14 protein-coding genes are annotated in these 13,892 nt (G+C 71.2%); 3 read left to right on the top strand and 11 right to left on the bottom strand.

All coding sequences use genetic code 11. The features are described from left to right. Window positions 1–26: 26 nt before the first annotated feature. On the bottom strand, window positions 27–539 hold the full coding sequence (locus tag VGX25_RS35570; RefSeq protein ID WP_326922390.1) for an SRPBCC domain-containing protein: 513 nt from the start codon (window positions 537–539) through the stop codon (window positions 27–29). Beyond that, a complete protein-coding gene (locus VGX25_RS35565; RefSeq protein ID WP_326922389.1) occupies window positions 536–856 on the bottom strand; it encodes a metalloregulator ArsR/SmtB family transcription factor in 321 nt (106 codons plus the stop codon). Before VGX25_RS35565 ends, VGX25_RS35570 begins: the two co-directional genes overlap by 4 nt. Before the next feature lie 136 nt (window positions 857–992). Between VGX25_RS35565 and VGX25_RS35560 the strand changes: the two genes are divergently transcribed. Further along, window positions 993–2,297: a glycoside hydrolase family 18 protein gene (locus tag VGX25_RS35560; RefSeq protein WP_326922388.1), complete on the top strand. Its 1,305-nt coding sequence runs from the start codon at window positions 993–995 to the stop codon at window positions 2,295–2,297. Between the two features lie 61 nt (window positions 2,298–2,358). Here the strand turns inward: VGX25_RS35560 and VGX25_RS35555 are convergent, their stop codons facing one another. Beyond that, on the bottom strand, window positions 2,359–3,522 hold the full coding sequence (locus VGX25_RS35555) for an aminotransferase class I/II-fold pyridoxal phosphate-dependent enzyme (protein WP_326922387.1): 1,164 nt from the start codon (window positions 3,520–3,522) through the stop codon (window positions 2,359–2,361). An 81-nt stretch (window positions 3,523–3,603) separates the two neighbouring features. On the opposite strand from VGX25_RS35555, the gene VGX25_RS35550 reads away from it, so the two are divergent. Both VGX25_RS35550 and VGX25_RS35545 read left to right on the top strand, forming a co-directional pair. Further along, a complete protein-coding gene (locus VGX25_RS35550) occupies window positions 3,604–5,244 on the top strand; it encodes a DUF885 family protein (protein ID WP_326922386.1) in 1,641 nt (546 codons plus the stop codon). A gap of 101 nt (window positions 5,245–5,345) precedes the next feature. After that, on the top strand, window positions 5,346–6,362 hold the full coding sequence (locus VGX25_RS35545; protein ID WP_326922385.1) for a DNA glycosylase AlkZ-like family protein: 1,017 nt from the start codon (window positions 5,346–5,348) through the stop codon (window positions 6,360–6,362). A 21-nt stretch (window positions 6,363–6,383) separates the two neighbouring features. Here the strand turns inward: VGX25_RS35545 and VGX25_RS35540 are convergent, their stop codons facing one another. The 8 genes from VGX25_RS35540 to VGX25_RS35505 form a co-directional block, all read right to left on the bottom strand. Beyond that, window positions 6,384–6,575 (bottom strand): hypothetical protein, encoded by a 192-nt coding sequence (locus VGX25_RS35540; RefSeq protein ID WP_326922384.1) that lies wholly within the window; start codon window positions 6,573–6,575, stop codon window positions 6,384–6,386. Beyond that, a complete protein-coding gene (locus tag VGX25_RS35535) occupies window positions 6,572–7,501 on the bottom strand; it encodes a hypothetical protein (protein ID WP_326922383.1) in 930 nt (309 codons plus the stop codon). Before VGX25_RS35535 ends, VGX25_RS35540 begins: the two co-directional genes overlap by 4 nt. A 579-nt stretch (window positions 7,502–8,080) precedes the next feature. Continuing rightward, window positions 8,081–8,842: a gamma-glutamylcyclotransferase gene (locus VGX25_RS35530; protein WP_326922382.1), complete on the bottom strand. Its 762-nt coding sequence runs from the start codon at window positions 8,840–8,842 to the stop codon at window positions 8,081–8,083. A 12-nt stretch (window positions 8,843–8,854) separates the two neighbouring features. Continuing rightward, window positions 8,855–9,070 carry a hypothetical protein gene (locus VGX25_RS35525; RefSeq protein WP_326922381.1) on the bottom strand — a complete coding sequence of 72 codons (216 nt, stop codon included), beginning with the start codon at window positions 9,068–9,070 and terminating at the stop codon, window positions 8,855–8,857. Between the two features lie 17 nt (window positions 9,071–9,087). Beyond that, window positions 9,088–9,699: a hypothetical protein gene (locus VGX25_RS35520; RefSeq protein ID WP_326922380.1), complete on the bottom strand. Its 612-nt coding sequence runs from the start codon at window positions 9,697–9,699 to the stop codon at window positions 9,088–9,090. Between the two features lie 478 nt (window positions 9,700–10,177). Continuing rightward, complete coding sequence (locus VGX25_RS35515; protein WP_326922379.1) at window positions 10,178–10,618, bottom strand: hypothetical protein; 441 nt, start codon at window positions 10,616–10,618, stop codon at window positions 10,178–10,180. An 8-nt stretch (window positions 10,619–10,626) separates the two neighbouring features. Next, window positions 10,627–12,987, bottom strand: a complete 2,361-nt coding sequence (locus VGX25_RS35510; protein WP_326922378.1) for a hypothetical protein — start codon at window positions 12,985–12,987, stop codon at window positions 10,627–10,629. A 197-nt stretch (window positions 12,988–13,184) separates the two neighbouring features. Further along, the gene (locus tag VGX25_RS35505; protein ID WP_326922377.1) at window positions 13,185–13,466 is read right to left on the bottom strand and encodes a hypothetical protein; all 282 of its coding nucleotides are present in this window, start codon (window positions 13,464–13,466) and stop codon (window positions 13,185–13,187) included. Window positions 13,467–13,892: the final 426 nt, after the last annotated feature.

The raw sequence follows: 13,892 nt of genomic DNA, 5'->3' as shown, positions 1-13,892 counted from the left end.
GCGCAGCGCGGCACGACGCCGTTCTTTCAGCGGGAGAGGGCGGTGCCGGTTTCGAGCAGCGACTTGAGGTCGCTGAGGACCCATGGCCAGCCGCCGCCGCCCTGGTGGGGGTGGGCCTCGCCGTCGCCGGCGGTTTGGGCGGCCACGGTCGGGGCGCCGGTGAGGTCGTGGATCACGGTGAGCCGGGCGTAGCCGCCCTCGACCTCGTCGATCTCGTAGGTCAGCCGGGTGAACCCCTCGGCCGCCGCGGTCGGGTCCATGGCCATGCGCCAGGTCAGCACCAGCTTGTGCGGCGGGTCGAGCTCGACCACCTCGCCGTCGATGACCACGTCCGGGACTTCGAAGCCGTTCTCGAGGGCGGACTTCTTCATCTGCTCGTCGGCCATGATCCGGTAGGGGCTGCCCGCCCGCGGCTCGGACTCGAAGTAGCCGCCGTAGCCGTACTTCTCCGTCCACTCCGGCTTGGTGATGGCCTCGAAGATGGCCTGCGGCTTGGCCTTGATGTAGACCCGGTGGACCTGAACCGTCGTGCTCGTCATGACTGCTCCTCCAAGTGTGCCTTGAGATCCAGGAGCGCCGACGCCTGGCGCTCGGTGTACTTGTCGATCCACCGGTCGTGGATCTGCCGGATCGGCACCGGGTTCAGGAAGTGCAGCTTCTCCCGGCCCGACCGGCGCGTGACGACCAGACCCGCCTCCTCGAGCACCTTCAGGTGCTTCATGACGCCGAAGCGGGTCATCTCCAACTCGGACTCCAGCTCGGTCAGCGTTCGGCCGTCCCGGGCGAAGAGCAGGTCGAGCAGGAAGCGGCGAGTCGGATCCGCGAGCGCCTTGAACACGCGGTCGTCGTCGGTCACGTGCCGAACATATGTGACTAAATGGTCACATGTCAAGCCGTGACCAACCTGCCGCCGTTCGGCTGTAGCAAATGGTCTAGACCTCGCCATAGGGTGGTCTTGACCACGCCCGTTCTCCTCCTGCCCGAGGTGACCAATGTCGACACGGAGCTGGGCCGCCACCCTGCTGGCCGGCGCCCTGACCCTCGCCCTGGCCGCGGCCGTCCCCGCGGCGCAGGCCGACGACGTCTCGGCCGAGCATCGCGCCGGCAAGGCGCGCACGGTCGGCTACTTCATCCAGTGGGGCATCTACGGTCGCAACTTCTTCGTGCGCGACCTGGTGTCCAACGGCACGGCGCCGAAGCTGACCCACATCAACTACGCGTTCGGCTTCCTCGACGCGCAGGGCAAGTGCGTCAGCATCGACCCGTGGGCCGACTACCAGCGCCCGTTCCCCGCCGAGCAGAGCGTCAACGGCCGCGCCGACGAGCCGGGCCAGGCGCTGTTCGGCAACCTCAACCAGCTCCGCCAGCTCAAGGAGCGCTTCCCCGGGCTGCGGGTGAACATCTCGCTCGGCGGCTGGACCGGATCGAAGTTCTTCTCCGACGCCGCGCTGACCCCCGAGTCCCGCCGGGAGCACGTGCGGTCCTGCATCGACCTGTGGCTCAGGGGCAACCTTCCCGGCGCGCCCGAGGGCGCCGCGGCCGGTGTGTTCGACGGCATCGACCTCGACTGGGAGTGGCCCGGCAGCGAGGGCAACCCGGGCAACATCATCCGGCCCGAGGACAAGCAGAACTTCACCGCGCTGCTGCGGGAGTACCGCGTGCAGCTGGCCGCGCTGGGCCGGACCACCCGCCGGCACTACGACCTGACCGCGTTCCTGCCGGCCAACCCGGCCACGATCGACCGCGGCTTCGAGGTCGACAAGATCTTCCGCTACCTGACGTTCGCCACCACCCAGGGCTACGACTATCACGGCTCCTGGGACCCGATCACCAACCAGCAGTCCGCTCTGCACACGCCCGCCGGCGACCCCACCACGCCGAAGTTCAGCACCGACGTCGTCATCGACGCACTGCTCGCCCGCGGCGCCCCGCGCCACCGGCTGGTGATGGGCGTGCCGTTCTTCAGCCGCGGCTGGACCGGGGTGGCCAACCAGAACAACGGCCTGTTCCAGCCGGCCACCGGCGGCGGCGCCCCCGGCACCTTCGAGCCCGGCGTCGACGAGTACCGCTACCTCAAGGCCCGGCTCACCGGCTTCACCGTGTACCGCGACAACCGGGCCGGCCACGCCTGGCTTTTCGACGGCACCACGTTCTGGACCTGGGACGACCCCGTCGAGATGGCCCGCAAGGCCCGCTACGTCAAGGACCGCCGGCTCGGCGGGGCCATGATCTGGTCGCTGGACGGCGACACGGCCTCCGGCGAGCTCATCAGCGCGCTCCACAAAGGACTCCGCTGACGGGCGGCTGTCGTGAGTCTTCTGTGGTGCTATAGCCCACAAAAGACTCACGACCACCTCGTTACACCTTGTCGAGCGCCTGCCCGAAGTCCTCCACGAGGTCGGCCGCGTCCTCGATGCCGGTGCTGACCCGGATCAGGTCGTCGGTGATGCCGATCCGCTCCCGGTCGGCCGGGCTCATGCCGGCGTGCGAGGTGATCGCCGGGCGGGTCACGAGCGACTCGACCCCGCCGAGGCTGGGCGCCACCGCCGGGATCCGCAGCGCGTCGAGCAGGGCCTTGGCGGCGTCGAGACCGCCGGCCATGCGCAGGCTGAGCATGCCGCCGAAGCCGGACAGCAGCGCCGAGGCGTGCGCGTGGTCGGGATGGGACGCCAGCCCGGGGTAGTTGACCGCGGCGATCTTGGGGTGCTCGCTGAGGAACTGGGCCAGGGTGAGCGCGTTGTGGTTCTGCGCGCGCATCCGGACCGCGAGCGTCTTGAGGCCGCGGGCGAGCAGGAAGCCGGCGTGCGGGTCGAGGCTGCCGCCGTAGTGGTTGACCGTGCGGCGGATCCGGCCGATCAGCTCCGCGCTGCCCAGCACCGCGCCGGCCACCACGTCCGAGTGCCCGTTGAGGTACTTCGTCGCGCTGTGGAAGGCCACGTCGAAGCCGACCGACAGCGGGCGGAAGTTGACCGGGCTGGCGAACGTGTTGTCGCACACGGTGGTCAGGCCCTCCCGGCGGGCGAAGGCCACCACGTCGCGCAGCCGGGCCACGCGCATCATCGGGTTGGTGATCGTCTCGACCAGGAACAGCCTGGTGCTCGGGGTCTTCGCCGCCGCCCAGGTGTCGGGGCTCTGCGGGTCGACGAACGTGTACGTCCAGCCCAGATCCGCCGCATGCCCGGTGAGGAAGTCGTGGGTGCCGCCGTACAGGCAGTCGCTGGCCAGGATGTGATCGCCCGGCCGCAGCAGGGTGTGCAGCACGGAGGTCAGCGCCGCCATGCCCGACGCGGTGGCCAGCCCCGCCTCCGCGCCCTCCAGCGCCGCGAGCTTGTCGTGCAGGTAGACCTGCGAGGGCGTGGAGTTCAGCCGGATGTACTTGAGGTCGTGGTAGTCGGTGCCCGGCTCGACGGTGTAGACCGTGCCCTGGTAGATCGGAAAGACCAGCGACCCCTCCGGTCCGGGCCGCCGCTCGCCGCCGTGCACGGCGAGGGTGTCGATGCGCGCGTCATCACGAGGGTCCATAACCCCACGGTGCCCGACACTAGAGCGCGGGTAAAGCAATTGTCGCTCAGCGATACCCGTTAGCGCGGCTACCGTACGGTCATGACGTCTGAGAGCGTGGTGACGCTGGCCGACGAGTTCTGGGCATGGCGTACGGCCACCCAGCCGGACTCCCGCGATGAGCTCACCCGGGTGCAGCGTCCACCGGACTGGCTGCCCGACTGGTCCGCCGGCGCCATCGCCGCCCGCCGGGCGGCCCTTGCGGACTTCACCGCGCGGCACCGGGCGCTCGACCTGTCCGGCGAGCCCGTCGAGGTCCAGGTGGACGGCCGGCTGCTCGGCGTGGCGCTGGCCAAGGTGCACTGGGAGCTGGAGCTGGTCCGGGGTTGGCAGCGTGATCCCGGGTTCTACCTCTTCCAGGCCCTGGTCCCGCTCTACCTGCTGCTGCTGCGGCCGCCGCCGTTCGACGACCCGCGGGCCGCGGCGATCGTCGGCCACCTGCGGCACGTCCCGGTCGTGCTCGAGCAGGCCCGGTCGAACCTCGCGGACACGGCCGCGGCGCCGTTCGTCCGGTCGGCGCTCCGCTTGCTGTCCGAAGTGGACGGCCGGTTGGCGGAGGCGATGACGGCGCTCGCCCCGGTGCTCCCGGACCGGCACGCCGCCGCCCTTGCCGAGGCCACCGGGGCGGCGTGCGACGCGATCAAGGAGTACCGCGACTGGCTCGCCGAGCACCTGCCGTCGTGGGGCGACGCGACCGCGGTCGGGCCGGCGGCGCTGAGCTACTTCCTGCACCGGGTGGCCCTGCTGCCGTACCCGGCGCAGCGGCTGCGAGACATGGGCCGGCAGGAGTGGGACCGGGCCGTCGCCGCCGAGGCCATCCTGCGCCGGCGGTACCGCGACAGCCCGTCGGCGGCTTACCCCGCCGACGCCGCCGAGGAGGTGTCAAGGGAGGAGGCGGCCGAGTACCGGGTGCGCGGGTTCTGTGTCTATAGAGGACTGCTCAGCCAGCCGAATCCTTTGCGGCACTACCGTTTCCTCGAGATGCCGCCCTATATCGCGCCGCTCACCTGGCTCGGCCACTGCGACGACCTGACCTCGCCGACCCGGGTCGACGAGGACGCCGTGCGCTACGTTCCGCCGCCGCGGGAGGATCTGTCCTACTTCGAGGCGGCCGCCGCCCTTGACCCGCGCACCGCGATCGTCCACGAGGGAGTGCACGCCCAGCAGCTGGCCATCGGCTGGCGGCACAAGAACCCCGCCCGCCGCCACTTCTACGACTCGGTTCCCAACGAGGGCCTGGCCTTCTACAACGAGGAGCTGATGCTCCAGGCCGGCCTGTTCGACGACGCCCCGGACAGCGCGGTGTTCGTTGCCAACGCCATGTGCCTGCGCGCCATGCGGGTCGAGGTCGACCTCGGGCTCGCGCTCGGCGACCTCACCATCGAGCAGGCCGCCGACCACCTGGCCGAGGCGGTGCCGATGGATCGCCACACGGCCGAGGAGGAAGCCGTCTTCATCGCCGCCAACCCCGGCCAGGGCCTCAGCTTCCAGATCGGCAAGCTGCAGATCCTCGACCTGCTGGCCAGCACCGCCCGCCGCCAGGGCCCCACTTTCGACCTGCTGGAGTTCCACGACCGGCTCTGGCGCGAGGGCAACGTTCCGCTCGCCCTGCAGCGATGGGAGCTCCTCGGCCTGCGCGACCACCTCGACGAGGCCGACCGGCTCGCGGAGGCTGGCGGCTAGCCTCGTGGCGTGATCGTCCACGAGCTGTCGCGTGCCGACGCGCGCCGGATCGCGGTGCGGGCGCAGTTGCTGGATGCGCCCGGCCGGCCGGGCTGCACGACGTGGTGCGGCGGCTGACGCTGCTGCAGATCGACCCGATCGCCGCCGTGGCGCCGAGTGCGGACCTGGTGGCGTGGAGCCGGCTCGGGTCGTCGTACGCGCCGGCGGAGCTGACCGCGGCGCTGGAGAGCCGGACGCTGATCGAGCTGCGCGCGATGATCCGGCCGGCCGCGGATCTCGCGCTGTACCGCGCCGAGATGGCCGCGTGGCCCGACAGCTGGGACCGGTCATGGCGGGAGTACCGCCGCGACTGGGTGCGCGCCAACGACGCGTGCCGCCGGGACATCCTCGAGCGGCTCGGTTCCTCGGGCCCGCTGCGGTCCCGTGACCTTCCGGACACCTGCGCGGTGCCGTGGAGGTCGAGTGGCTGGACCCACGACCGCAACGTCACCCAGCTGCTGGAGTTCATGGTGCTGCGCGGCGAGGTCGCCGTCGCCGGGCGCAGCGGCCGCGACCGGCTGTGGGACCTCGCGACGCGGGTCTATCCCGATGACCCGGTGATCCCGCTGGACGAGGCGCTGCGCATCCGCAACGAGCGGCGCCTGCGCGCGCTTGGCATCGCCTGCACCCGCGGACCGGAGTGCCCGGTCGAACCGGCCGACGTGGGCGAGGTCGGCGTGCCGGCGGTGGTCGAGGGCGTCAAGGGCACCTGGCGGGTCGATCCCACCCTGCTCGGCCAACCCTTCTCCGGCCGCGCGGCGCTGCTGTCCCCGTTCGACCGCCTCGTCCACGACCGCAGGCGCACCGTCGAGCTCTTCGAGTTCGACTACCGGCTGGAGATGTACCAACCCGCCGCCAAGCGCCGGTGGGGCTACTACGCGCTGCCGATCCTCTACGGCGACCGGTTGGGCGGCAAGCTCGCCGCCACCGCGGACCGCACCGCCGGAGTGCTCCGGGTCGACGCCGTCCACCAGGACATCCCGTTCACCAAAACCATGACCGCGGCCGTCGACCAGGAGATCAAGGACCTCGGCCACTGGCTCGAGCTGGACCTCACGCCGCCACGTCGACGGGGATGACCGGGTGCTCATGGGGTCGGGTCACCGGCCTTCGGCCAGGCTCTCTGCGAGGGCGTAGAGCTCGTCGAGGTCGTATTCGGCGCGGCCGGGGCGGCCGTAGCGGGTGAGCTTGCCGCGGCTGGCCCACTTGCGGATGGTGGCCTCGGACACCCCGATGGCCAGGGCGGCGAGCTGGGTGGGGATGGTCCGGCGGCGCCGGGCGATGTCGGTCATGCTCCTTCTCCGTGGTTGCCGGGAATGCCGGTGGGGGTGCCGAGGCCGCACCGGACGGCGGCGCGGCGCAGGTGGGTGGCGAGCGGGGCGTCCAGGGTGGTGGCGCCGAGCAGCTCGATCAGGACGACGTCGTCGAGATGGGCGCGGCCGGGGTGCGCGCCGGTCAGGATCTGGGCGAGGTCGGACTCCACATGCGGCCGGCGGTACCAGCCGTTGCCGAGGCGGGGACGGGTGTGGTCCGGGCCGGCGAGGTGCGACTTGACCACGTAGCGGTGCGGGTTGGCGTCCAGCAGGCGCAGGTCGTCGACGTAGATCTGGTCCACGTGGTTGACCAGGTGGTCGGGCAGGTCGTGGCCGGTGGAGTTGACGACGACCGCGCCCTTGGGGAGCAGCTCGATCTCCAGCGGCCAGGTGGCCGGTTCGGCGACGACGACGAGGTTGGCGCCGAACACGGCCTCGGCCATGCCGTGGGCGATCGACAGACCGATGCCGGCCAGGTCGACCTGATCCACCACGCGCGCCCCCAGCCGCGCGCTCCCGACCGGCGTGGCGGTCACCGCGATGTGGCTGATGTCGGGCACGTGCCGGGCGATCGTGGCCAGGTGAAGCTGGGCGGACCGGCTGGCGCCCAGCACCGAGGCGGTGACCACGGTGGGGGCGAGCATCTGGCGGGCGGCCAGCGCGCACAGGCCGGCGGCCCGGCAGAACCGCAGGTCATCGGCCGGTAAGAGGCACCGGGGGCCGGCGCCGCCGTCGAGGATCACGTGCTCGTGCCACGGGGTCAGCCGCGCGGTGTGCCGTCGGGCCCAGCCGTCGGCGTCGACCGCGCGGCCGATCAGCTCGTCGACCAGCAGGTCGACCGGGTTGAGCTGCTCGAACGCGGTCCACAGCTCGTCGGCGTCGAGCGCCAGGACGTGCTCGGCCATCGCCACTTCCTCGCGGTATGCGGTGTGTCGGCTGACGCGGCCAATCTGAAATGACGATTCTTAACATCCCCTATTGGTCTTCTATTGGTCGGCCGAAAGAACACCAAGAGGCGGTGCAAAGCCTATCGAAGGAGCCCGACTGTCAACTGTTTCTCGGGCAGCAGAAATACCCGAGAAACAAATGTCAGGAGGGCGAAATGTTCAGCACGCTGACCGACCAGCACTGGTTCACCCGGGCCGCCGACCAGCACTGGTACGCCGCTGACCAGCACTGGTTCACCCGCGATCAGCGCGACCAGCACTGGTGAGACGCGGGTTTGAATTCGTCCCGAGGTAGGTCGTGATGACGAAGCAGGAAATCGCCGCCTGGTATCTGACACTCGAGTCCGACCATCAGCCGGTCATGCCGGAGCCACAGGCACTGGTCGACGACGACTGGCGATTCGGTTGGGAATGACCTGGCTCGGACCACGAACCGCGCTGCCCCCGGCAGTGCGGATCGTGGCCGTTACGCCGGCCGAGCTTTTGCCGGCCCCGGAAGCTGCGGCAGCCGGGCCACGCTGCCGCCGTGGCGGGAGCTCACCGGTCGGGCCGCGGCCGCACGTCCGCCCAGGTCGGCTCCTCGGCGGCCGGGACGACGTCGAGCTCGTCCGACTCGGCGAGATCCCCGATGAGCAGCCGGGCCTCGCCGTGGTCCAGCTCGGCGACCCGCACGAGCCGGCCGTCGACCAGCAGCGGCGACCGGTTCAGGTGCTCGGCGACCAGCCGCCCGAGCACCTCCGGCCGGGCGAGGTAGGCCAGCACCCACTGGTAGGGCTGCCCGTTGGTCAACCTGACGGACGTGCGCAGCCACGCGAGGCGGTAGCGCTCCCCGCGCCCCTCGGCCCGGTCCAGCACGGCGCGCTGCTCGGGCGTGGCCAGCCAGACCGCGTGCCGCTCGGTCACCCCGGGCGCCGCCGCGAGCACGGCCGGGCGCTGCCCGTCACGCGCGCGGACCCCCGCCGACCATACGGCCGCGACGCCGTCGACGTCGGCCTCCAGCACCACGACCGGCCCGGCGAGCCCCATCGCCGCCCGCAGCCAACCGATCTTGCCGGGGCTGGCGTTGCTCCCGTAGGCCAGCACGGGCAGCCGCTCGTCCAGCGGCGGGGCGCCGAGCCCGGCGAGCCAGGCGTCGAGGTCGACGTGATCGGGCCGGCCGGCGTCCACCGCCCAACCCGACGGGCCGTCCGCCGGCCGGACGATCCAGGCGGCGCCGTCCAGCTCCACGAAGCTGACCCCCGGCCGGGCCCCGGGATACGGGTCCGCCGGGTACGCGCTGCTCAAAAACGGCGACGGCATCGGGCCGTTCGGTCAACAGACCCGGTGGCGGCTGGTGGCCGTGGCGTGCGGCACGGACCGGACGAGGTCGAAGTCGATCGCCTCCGGTATCCGGTGACGCAGGCAGCCCTTTCCCATGTCCAGCCCAGGCTCGTCCCGGCACGGGTCCCGTAGCCGGACCAGGGCGCCGCGGCGGTCGGCCGCAACATCGGCCACGTACTGGTCGATGTCGCTGGGCACGGCGGCCATTCAACCACCCTGGTCGGTCAGGTGGTCGAGGTCGGAGGAGTGGAGCTGGAGCTGCTCCGCGAGTCCAGCTTCTGGCAGGTCGGCGCCTTGTCGAAGGCGTCGGCCAGCTCGGGGTGGTCCTCCATGGTGCGGATCGAGTCGAGGTCGCCGAGGCCCTGCAGGTCCTGCGCCACGTCGGCGAAGGCGCGCTTGGCCGCCTCGGGATCGTTCATCGGTGTCTGGTCGAGCTTGGTCCGCGCGGTCTGGAGGGTCTCCTTGGCCTGGTCGAGCCCCTTGGTGGTCTCGTCGACCAGGCGTTTGCCGTCGGCGACCGGCGGCTCGCCCGCGCCCTCGATCCCGCCGATGAGCCGGTCGATGGCGGTCCCCAGCTCGTCGAGGTAGCTGACCAGCCCGTCCCTGGCCGCCTCCGGACTCGACGTGTCGAGGTTGGGGCCCCTGCTCAGGATGCCGACCTCGCTCTCCACCGACTGGCAGACCCGGTCGGCCCAGTCGACCAGCTCGCCGCTGGCCGCGGTGCCGCTGCCCGTGGTGCTGCTCGGACCGCCCGTTCCCGGGCTCGCACCGTTCGACGCGCAGCCGCTCACCAGGAGAGACAGCACAACCAGCACGCCCGCCGCGCTACGCCACATGGGACTTCCCTTTCGCTGGATCGATTACGGCTGGCTACCACGGCCTCTCCCGGCTAAACCGCCGGCCGGTGAACCCGCGCCGCGCCGGGTGCTACCCATGGGTCATCGTGGACGAGCCAACCGCCGGGCTCGACCCCGAGGAGCGCATCCGGTTCCGCACCCTGCGCACCCAGCTCGCCGGCGACCGAACCATCCTGCTGTCCACCCACATCGTCGAGGACATCGCCCCGACCGCCGCAACCTGGCCGTCCTCGCCGCCGGCCGGTCGGTCTTCCGCGGCACCGTCGCCGACGGTGGCGTGTGGTCGGTCGTCACGCCAGGCCCGCCACCCGGCAGCGGCACCGTGGTCTCCGCCCTGCCCACCCCGGCGGCGTCCGGTACCGCGTCGTCGCCGCGGCCGCGCCCACGCCGGACGCCGTGACCGTACCTCCGTCCCTTGAGGACGGTTACCTCGCCCTGCGCACCGACCGCGCCGTGCCTACCGGTTGACCATCCAGGTGTCCCGGTCGAAGAAGTCGTCGTCATCGGGTGGCGCAGGCGCGGCCGGCCGGCGGCGCCGCTCGGTGGGCGCGGGTTTGGCGGGCTCATCCTTGGCGGGCGCGCGGGGTGGTGCCACGGCGGGAGGCGGATAGTAGGGGGCGGGCGGGGTCTCGGCCAACGGCCCGAAGCTCATCACGTTGCTGTTCTCGCGGTCGATCCTCTCGGTCGCCCAGCCACCGGCCTTCTGCCGGCGGCGGGCCACCTCGCCCAGCTGCTTGGCCACCTGCTCGAACTCCGGCCCGAGCTGCCTGACGCCGGCCAGCGACCGTTCCTGGACGGCCTTGGCGTTGCGGTACCGCAACTCCCTGCGTTCGGCCAGCTCCCTGCGCACCCGCTCCATTCGCGCGATCGCCGCCGCGGCCCTCTCCTGCGCGCCCATCGGTGTCCCTATCGGTTGTCGCCGACCACGCCGCGGACCGGCACGTCGGACTGGTAGCCGTCGTCGAACAGATCCCCCGCGGTGCGCCATGCGCTCGCCGACCGCTCCTGATCGCCGCCGCCGGCGCCGGCCGCCCCCATGGCACCCATCATCGGCATGCCCCCACTGTGCACAGTGGACGGTTGACCCGCGTCATCCCCGGCCATCGCCAGGCCCGCCTCCCCGGAACCCCCACCGACCGCCGGCACCGCGTCCACGTACGAACCGTAAGGCGCCACCCCGGCCGACCCCGCCGCACCGCCGAACCCGGTCGCCGCCCCGGCCGCCGCCACCTGCGCATCCCCGGCAGCCGCCGGGTAGTCCATCGTGTAGGTGCTCGTATTCCCCGACCCGTCGTCGACGGTGACCGTAACCTGCTCCGGCGAACCGGGTGACCGCTCAGCGGTGATGGTCACCTCCCCATCGGCAACCACGGCCACCCCATCCGGTCCCGCCTTGATCGACGTAACCTCGGTCGCCTGCGCCCCCGGCGCGAACGGCCCGAAACCGCCCTCCTCCGCCACCCGCGGCATCGGCGCCGGCTGCGCCTCCGCCCCAATCCCCACCCCGTTGCCCCCACCCGCGCCGCCGCCACCCGCACCCGCGCCGCCGGCACCGATGCCCAGACCGTCCCCACCACCGCCCACACCGCCGGTGCCCGTGCCGATGCCGCCGATATCGACGCCCGCGCCACCGGCACCGACTCCCACGCCGCTGGCACCCGAGCCGCCAGCACCGACTCCCACGCCGCCGGCACCTGCACCCGCGCCCTCGACGCTGTTGCCCGGACCGTAGGCACCTGTGCTCATGCCGCCATTGCTCACGCTCGCGCCGCTGGTTCCCGCACCCGCGCCGTCGATCCCCGTACCACCGATGCCCTGGCCGTCGGTGCCCGTGCTCGCGGCGAGGTCGAGCTCGTAGGTCTTCGGCTGGCCGCTGCCGTCGTCGATCGTGACGCGCATGGTGCCCTGGTCGTCGGGGCCGGTCAGGGAGATCGTCCGGTCACCGTTGGAGATCGTGATCGTGTTCGGCTGCTCGGTCTCGGGATGGTTCATGACCGGCGACAGAAGGTCGTCAGAATCCGCGGGCTCGCCGATGCCCGAGGGCTCCGTCTCCTGCTCACCGTCCGCCGGGGCGCCGAAATCCATGGTCGGAGCGCCGCCACCCGGCGGCATCCCGCCGCCGGCACCGGCGCCACCCGTGCCCGGCATCGCACCGCCGGCACCACTCGGATCCGGCATGCCGGCGCCGGGATCCATGCCCGGCATTCCGCCGCCGAGCGGCGGCATCGCGCCCGCACCGGCGGCGCCCATCCCGGGCGGCACACCACCACCGCCGCCACCCATTCCCGGGGTGGAACCGCCACCGGTGACCGTGCTGAGCCCGGGTGGCGGAGCCACGGCGGCGCCGGCGTCGGAGAACTCGTTCTGGTATTCCCCGAGCGCGGTGTTGAGCTCCTCATAGCATTCGTTGACGGCGTCGCGCGTTTCGTCGCAGATCTGCACGAAGTCCTCATACAGCTGGTCGTGCAGCCCGGGATTGAAGGATTCGCGGATCCAGCGCCGGCACATGTCGGGCATCCACTGCTGCGCCAGCTGCACGCCGATGTCGCTCTGGAGATAGTCCTCGAAGTTCGTGCCGTGTCGCGAATCCCACCAGGAGGCGACCTCCCGCATCGTGCCCTCGGCGGCGTCCCCCTTCGCGATCTGCACCATCTTCTCGGCAATCTGGGGAGTCGCATCGCCGACGGTCGGCGTGTACAGCTCGATGACCTGGTCGGCCTTTTCCTTACAGGCCTCGTACAGGGTCTGGACGGCCGACTCGATCAGCCCTGGGGCGGCCGACATCGCCTCCAGCAGGCTGGACACGTTCGGCGCGATCTGCTGCGAATAGTTGTCGTACGACGCGTTCGCCGCCGGACCCGTCCACGACTGGTACACCGAGCTCAGCTGCTGCTCGGCGGTCATCTTGACCTCCGACAGCGTGGTGTGCGCCTGCCGAATTCGGTCGGCATCCTCGAGAAACTTCCGGAAATTGATCCCCCGCTGCTCGTTGAATCGCTTCCGCACGTCGTCGTCGTAGTTGATGTCCCCGTGCCGCCCCTGCCAGTCCCCCGGAATCTGGTTGTTGATCGGCAGCCAGGTCCGGAACACCCGCAGGGCCGGACGCGCCAGGTCCAGAATGTCCCCGGACGTCTCCACCCCGGATCCGGTCAATGCGGGCGGCTGCATATCACGCAGCTCGGACCCGTTGGTGCTCAAGTCCTCCTCGACCTGATCGTTGCGGTAACCGCCGGCGTCCTGGGCCTCCTGCTGGGCCCGCTCGTACACCTCGTCCAGCGAGCCCTGGTGGAAGTCCCCGTCCTCCATCGAGTACCGCTCCAGGTACTCCATTGCCTGGTCCGGGATATCGTCGTAGGACAAGGGGTAACCGTGCGCCCGCATGAAGGAGCCGAGCAGATGCTCCTTGGTGTCCCCGGGGACGAACGGATCCTCGAGCAGCTCCCGGACCTCGCGCCACGACACGCTCATAGCTCGGCCCCCGCGGCGTTGACCGTCCGGACGGAGCCCTGCTCGTTGCTGGCGTACGACGCGCCCGCGCCCCCGAGCTGCCCGGCGAAGGCGATCAGGTTCGCGCACATGGCCTGCGCGCCGGCGCCGAACTGCCCGATCGCGGCGGCATAGTCGGCGAAGTGCTCGGTATGCTCCCGTCCGAACTCGTCCTCCGACAGACGGGTCTGCTGCAGGTCCTCGGTGTCGCTCTGCGCATCCTCGGCAGCGGTGGTGATCGCCCGCGCGGAGGACGACATGGAATCGGTCGAGGTGGTATACCCGTCCGGCGGGGCGACCCCGACACCCGAACCATCGTTTGCAGGGCTCATGATTCAAATTCCCATTGTGTCTGGACCATCGACTCGACCACTGCGACGCACACCGGCAGCAAACGGTGCCATCGCATCAGCAGAATGCACTACCCTCACCCCGGAGACCCACCATCCCAGAAACTTTGCATAACCCGAATGGGCTATGCCATTTGTCGATGGAATCCAATCAGCGCCAAAGCCCGCGCGTCTATTGTGGACACGCGCCGCCCCGCTCGCCTTCGGGGCAGGCGTGTTCTGCGTTGATGCGGCTGTGTGACGCGTTCCGGTAGCCGACTTTGCTGAAGCTCTGCCGACTGGGTTGGGGGCCGCGGGCCGGGCGACGTTGGTGGGTGCGGGATGAGCCGTGGGGCG

The organism is Actinophytocola sp. (assembly GCF_035942955.1).
GTDB lineage: Bacteria > Actinomycetota > Actinomycetes > Mycobacteriales > Pseudonocardiaceae > DASYTH01.
This window is presented reverse-complemented; position numbering and strand designations above follow the sequence as displayed.

Bases quoted from the DNA above. Each gene is read 5' to 3' on its own strand.
- VGX25_RS35525 (WP_326922381.1), bottom strand. From the start codon at position 9,070: ATGGCCGCCGTGCCCAGCGACATCGACCAGTACGTGGCCGATGTTGCG.
- VGX25_RS35505 (WP_326922377.1), bottom strand. From the start codon at position 13,466: ATGTCGTCCTCCGCGCGGGCGATCACCACCGCTGCCGAGGATGCGCAG.
- VGX25_RS35560 (WP_326922388.1), top strand. From the start codon at position 993: ATGTCGACACGGAGCTGGGCCGCCACCCTGCTGGCCGGCGCCCTGACC.
- VGX25_RS35535 (WP_326922383.1), bottom strand. From the start codon at position 7,501: ATGGCCGAGCACGTCCTGGCGCTCGACGCCGACGAGCTGTGGACCGCG.
- VGX25_RS35530 (WP_326922382.1), bottom strand. From the start codon at position 8,842: ATGCCGTCGCCGTTTTTGAGCAGCGCGTACCCGGCGGACCCGTATCCC.
- VGX25_RS35515 (WP_326922379.1), bottom strand. From the start codon at position 10,618: ATGGGCGCGCAGGAGAGGGCCGCGGCGGCGATCGCGCGAATGGAGCGG.
- VGX25_RS35520 (WP_326922380.1), bottom strand. From the start codon at position 9,699: ATGTGGCGTAGCGCGGCGGGCGTGCTGGTTGTGCTGTCTCTCCTGGTG.
- VGX25_RS35555 (WP_326922387.1), bottom strand. From the start codon at position 3,522: ATGGACCCTCGTGATGACGCGCGCATCGACACCCTCGCCGTGCACGGC.
- VGX25_RS35550 (WP_326922386.1), top strand. From the start codon at position 3,604: ATGACGTCTGAGAGCGTGGTGACGCTGGCCGACGAGTTCTGGGCATGG.
- VGX25_RS35540 (WP_326922384.1), bottom strand. From the start codon at position 6,575: ATGACCGACATCGCCCGGCGCCGCCGGACCATCCCCACCCAGCTCGCC.
- VGX25_RS35570 (WP_326922390.1), bottom strand. From the start codon at position 539: ATGACGAGCACGACGGTTCAGGTCCACCGGGTCTACATCAAGGCCAAG.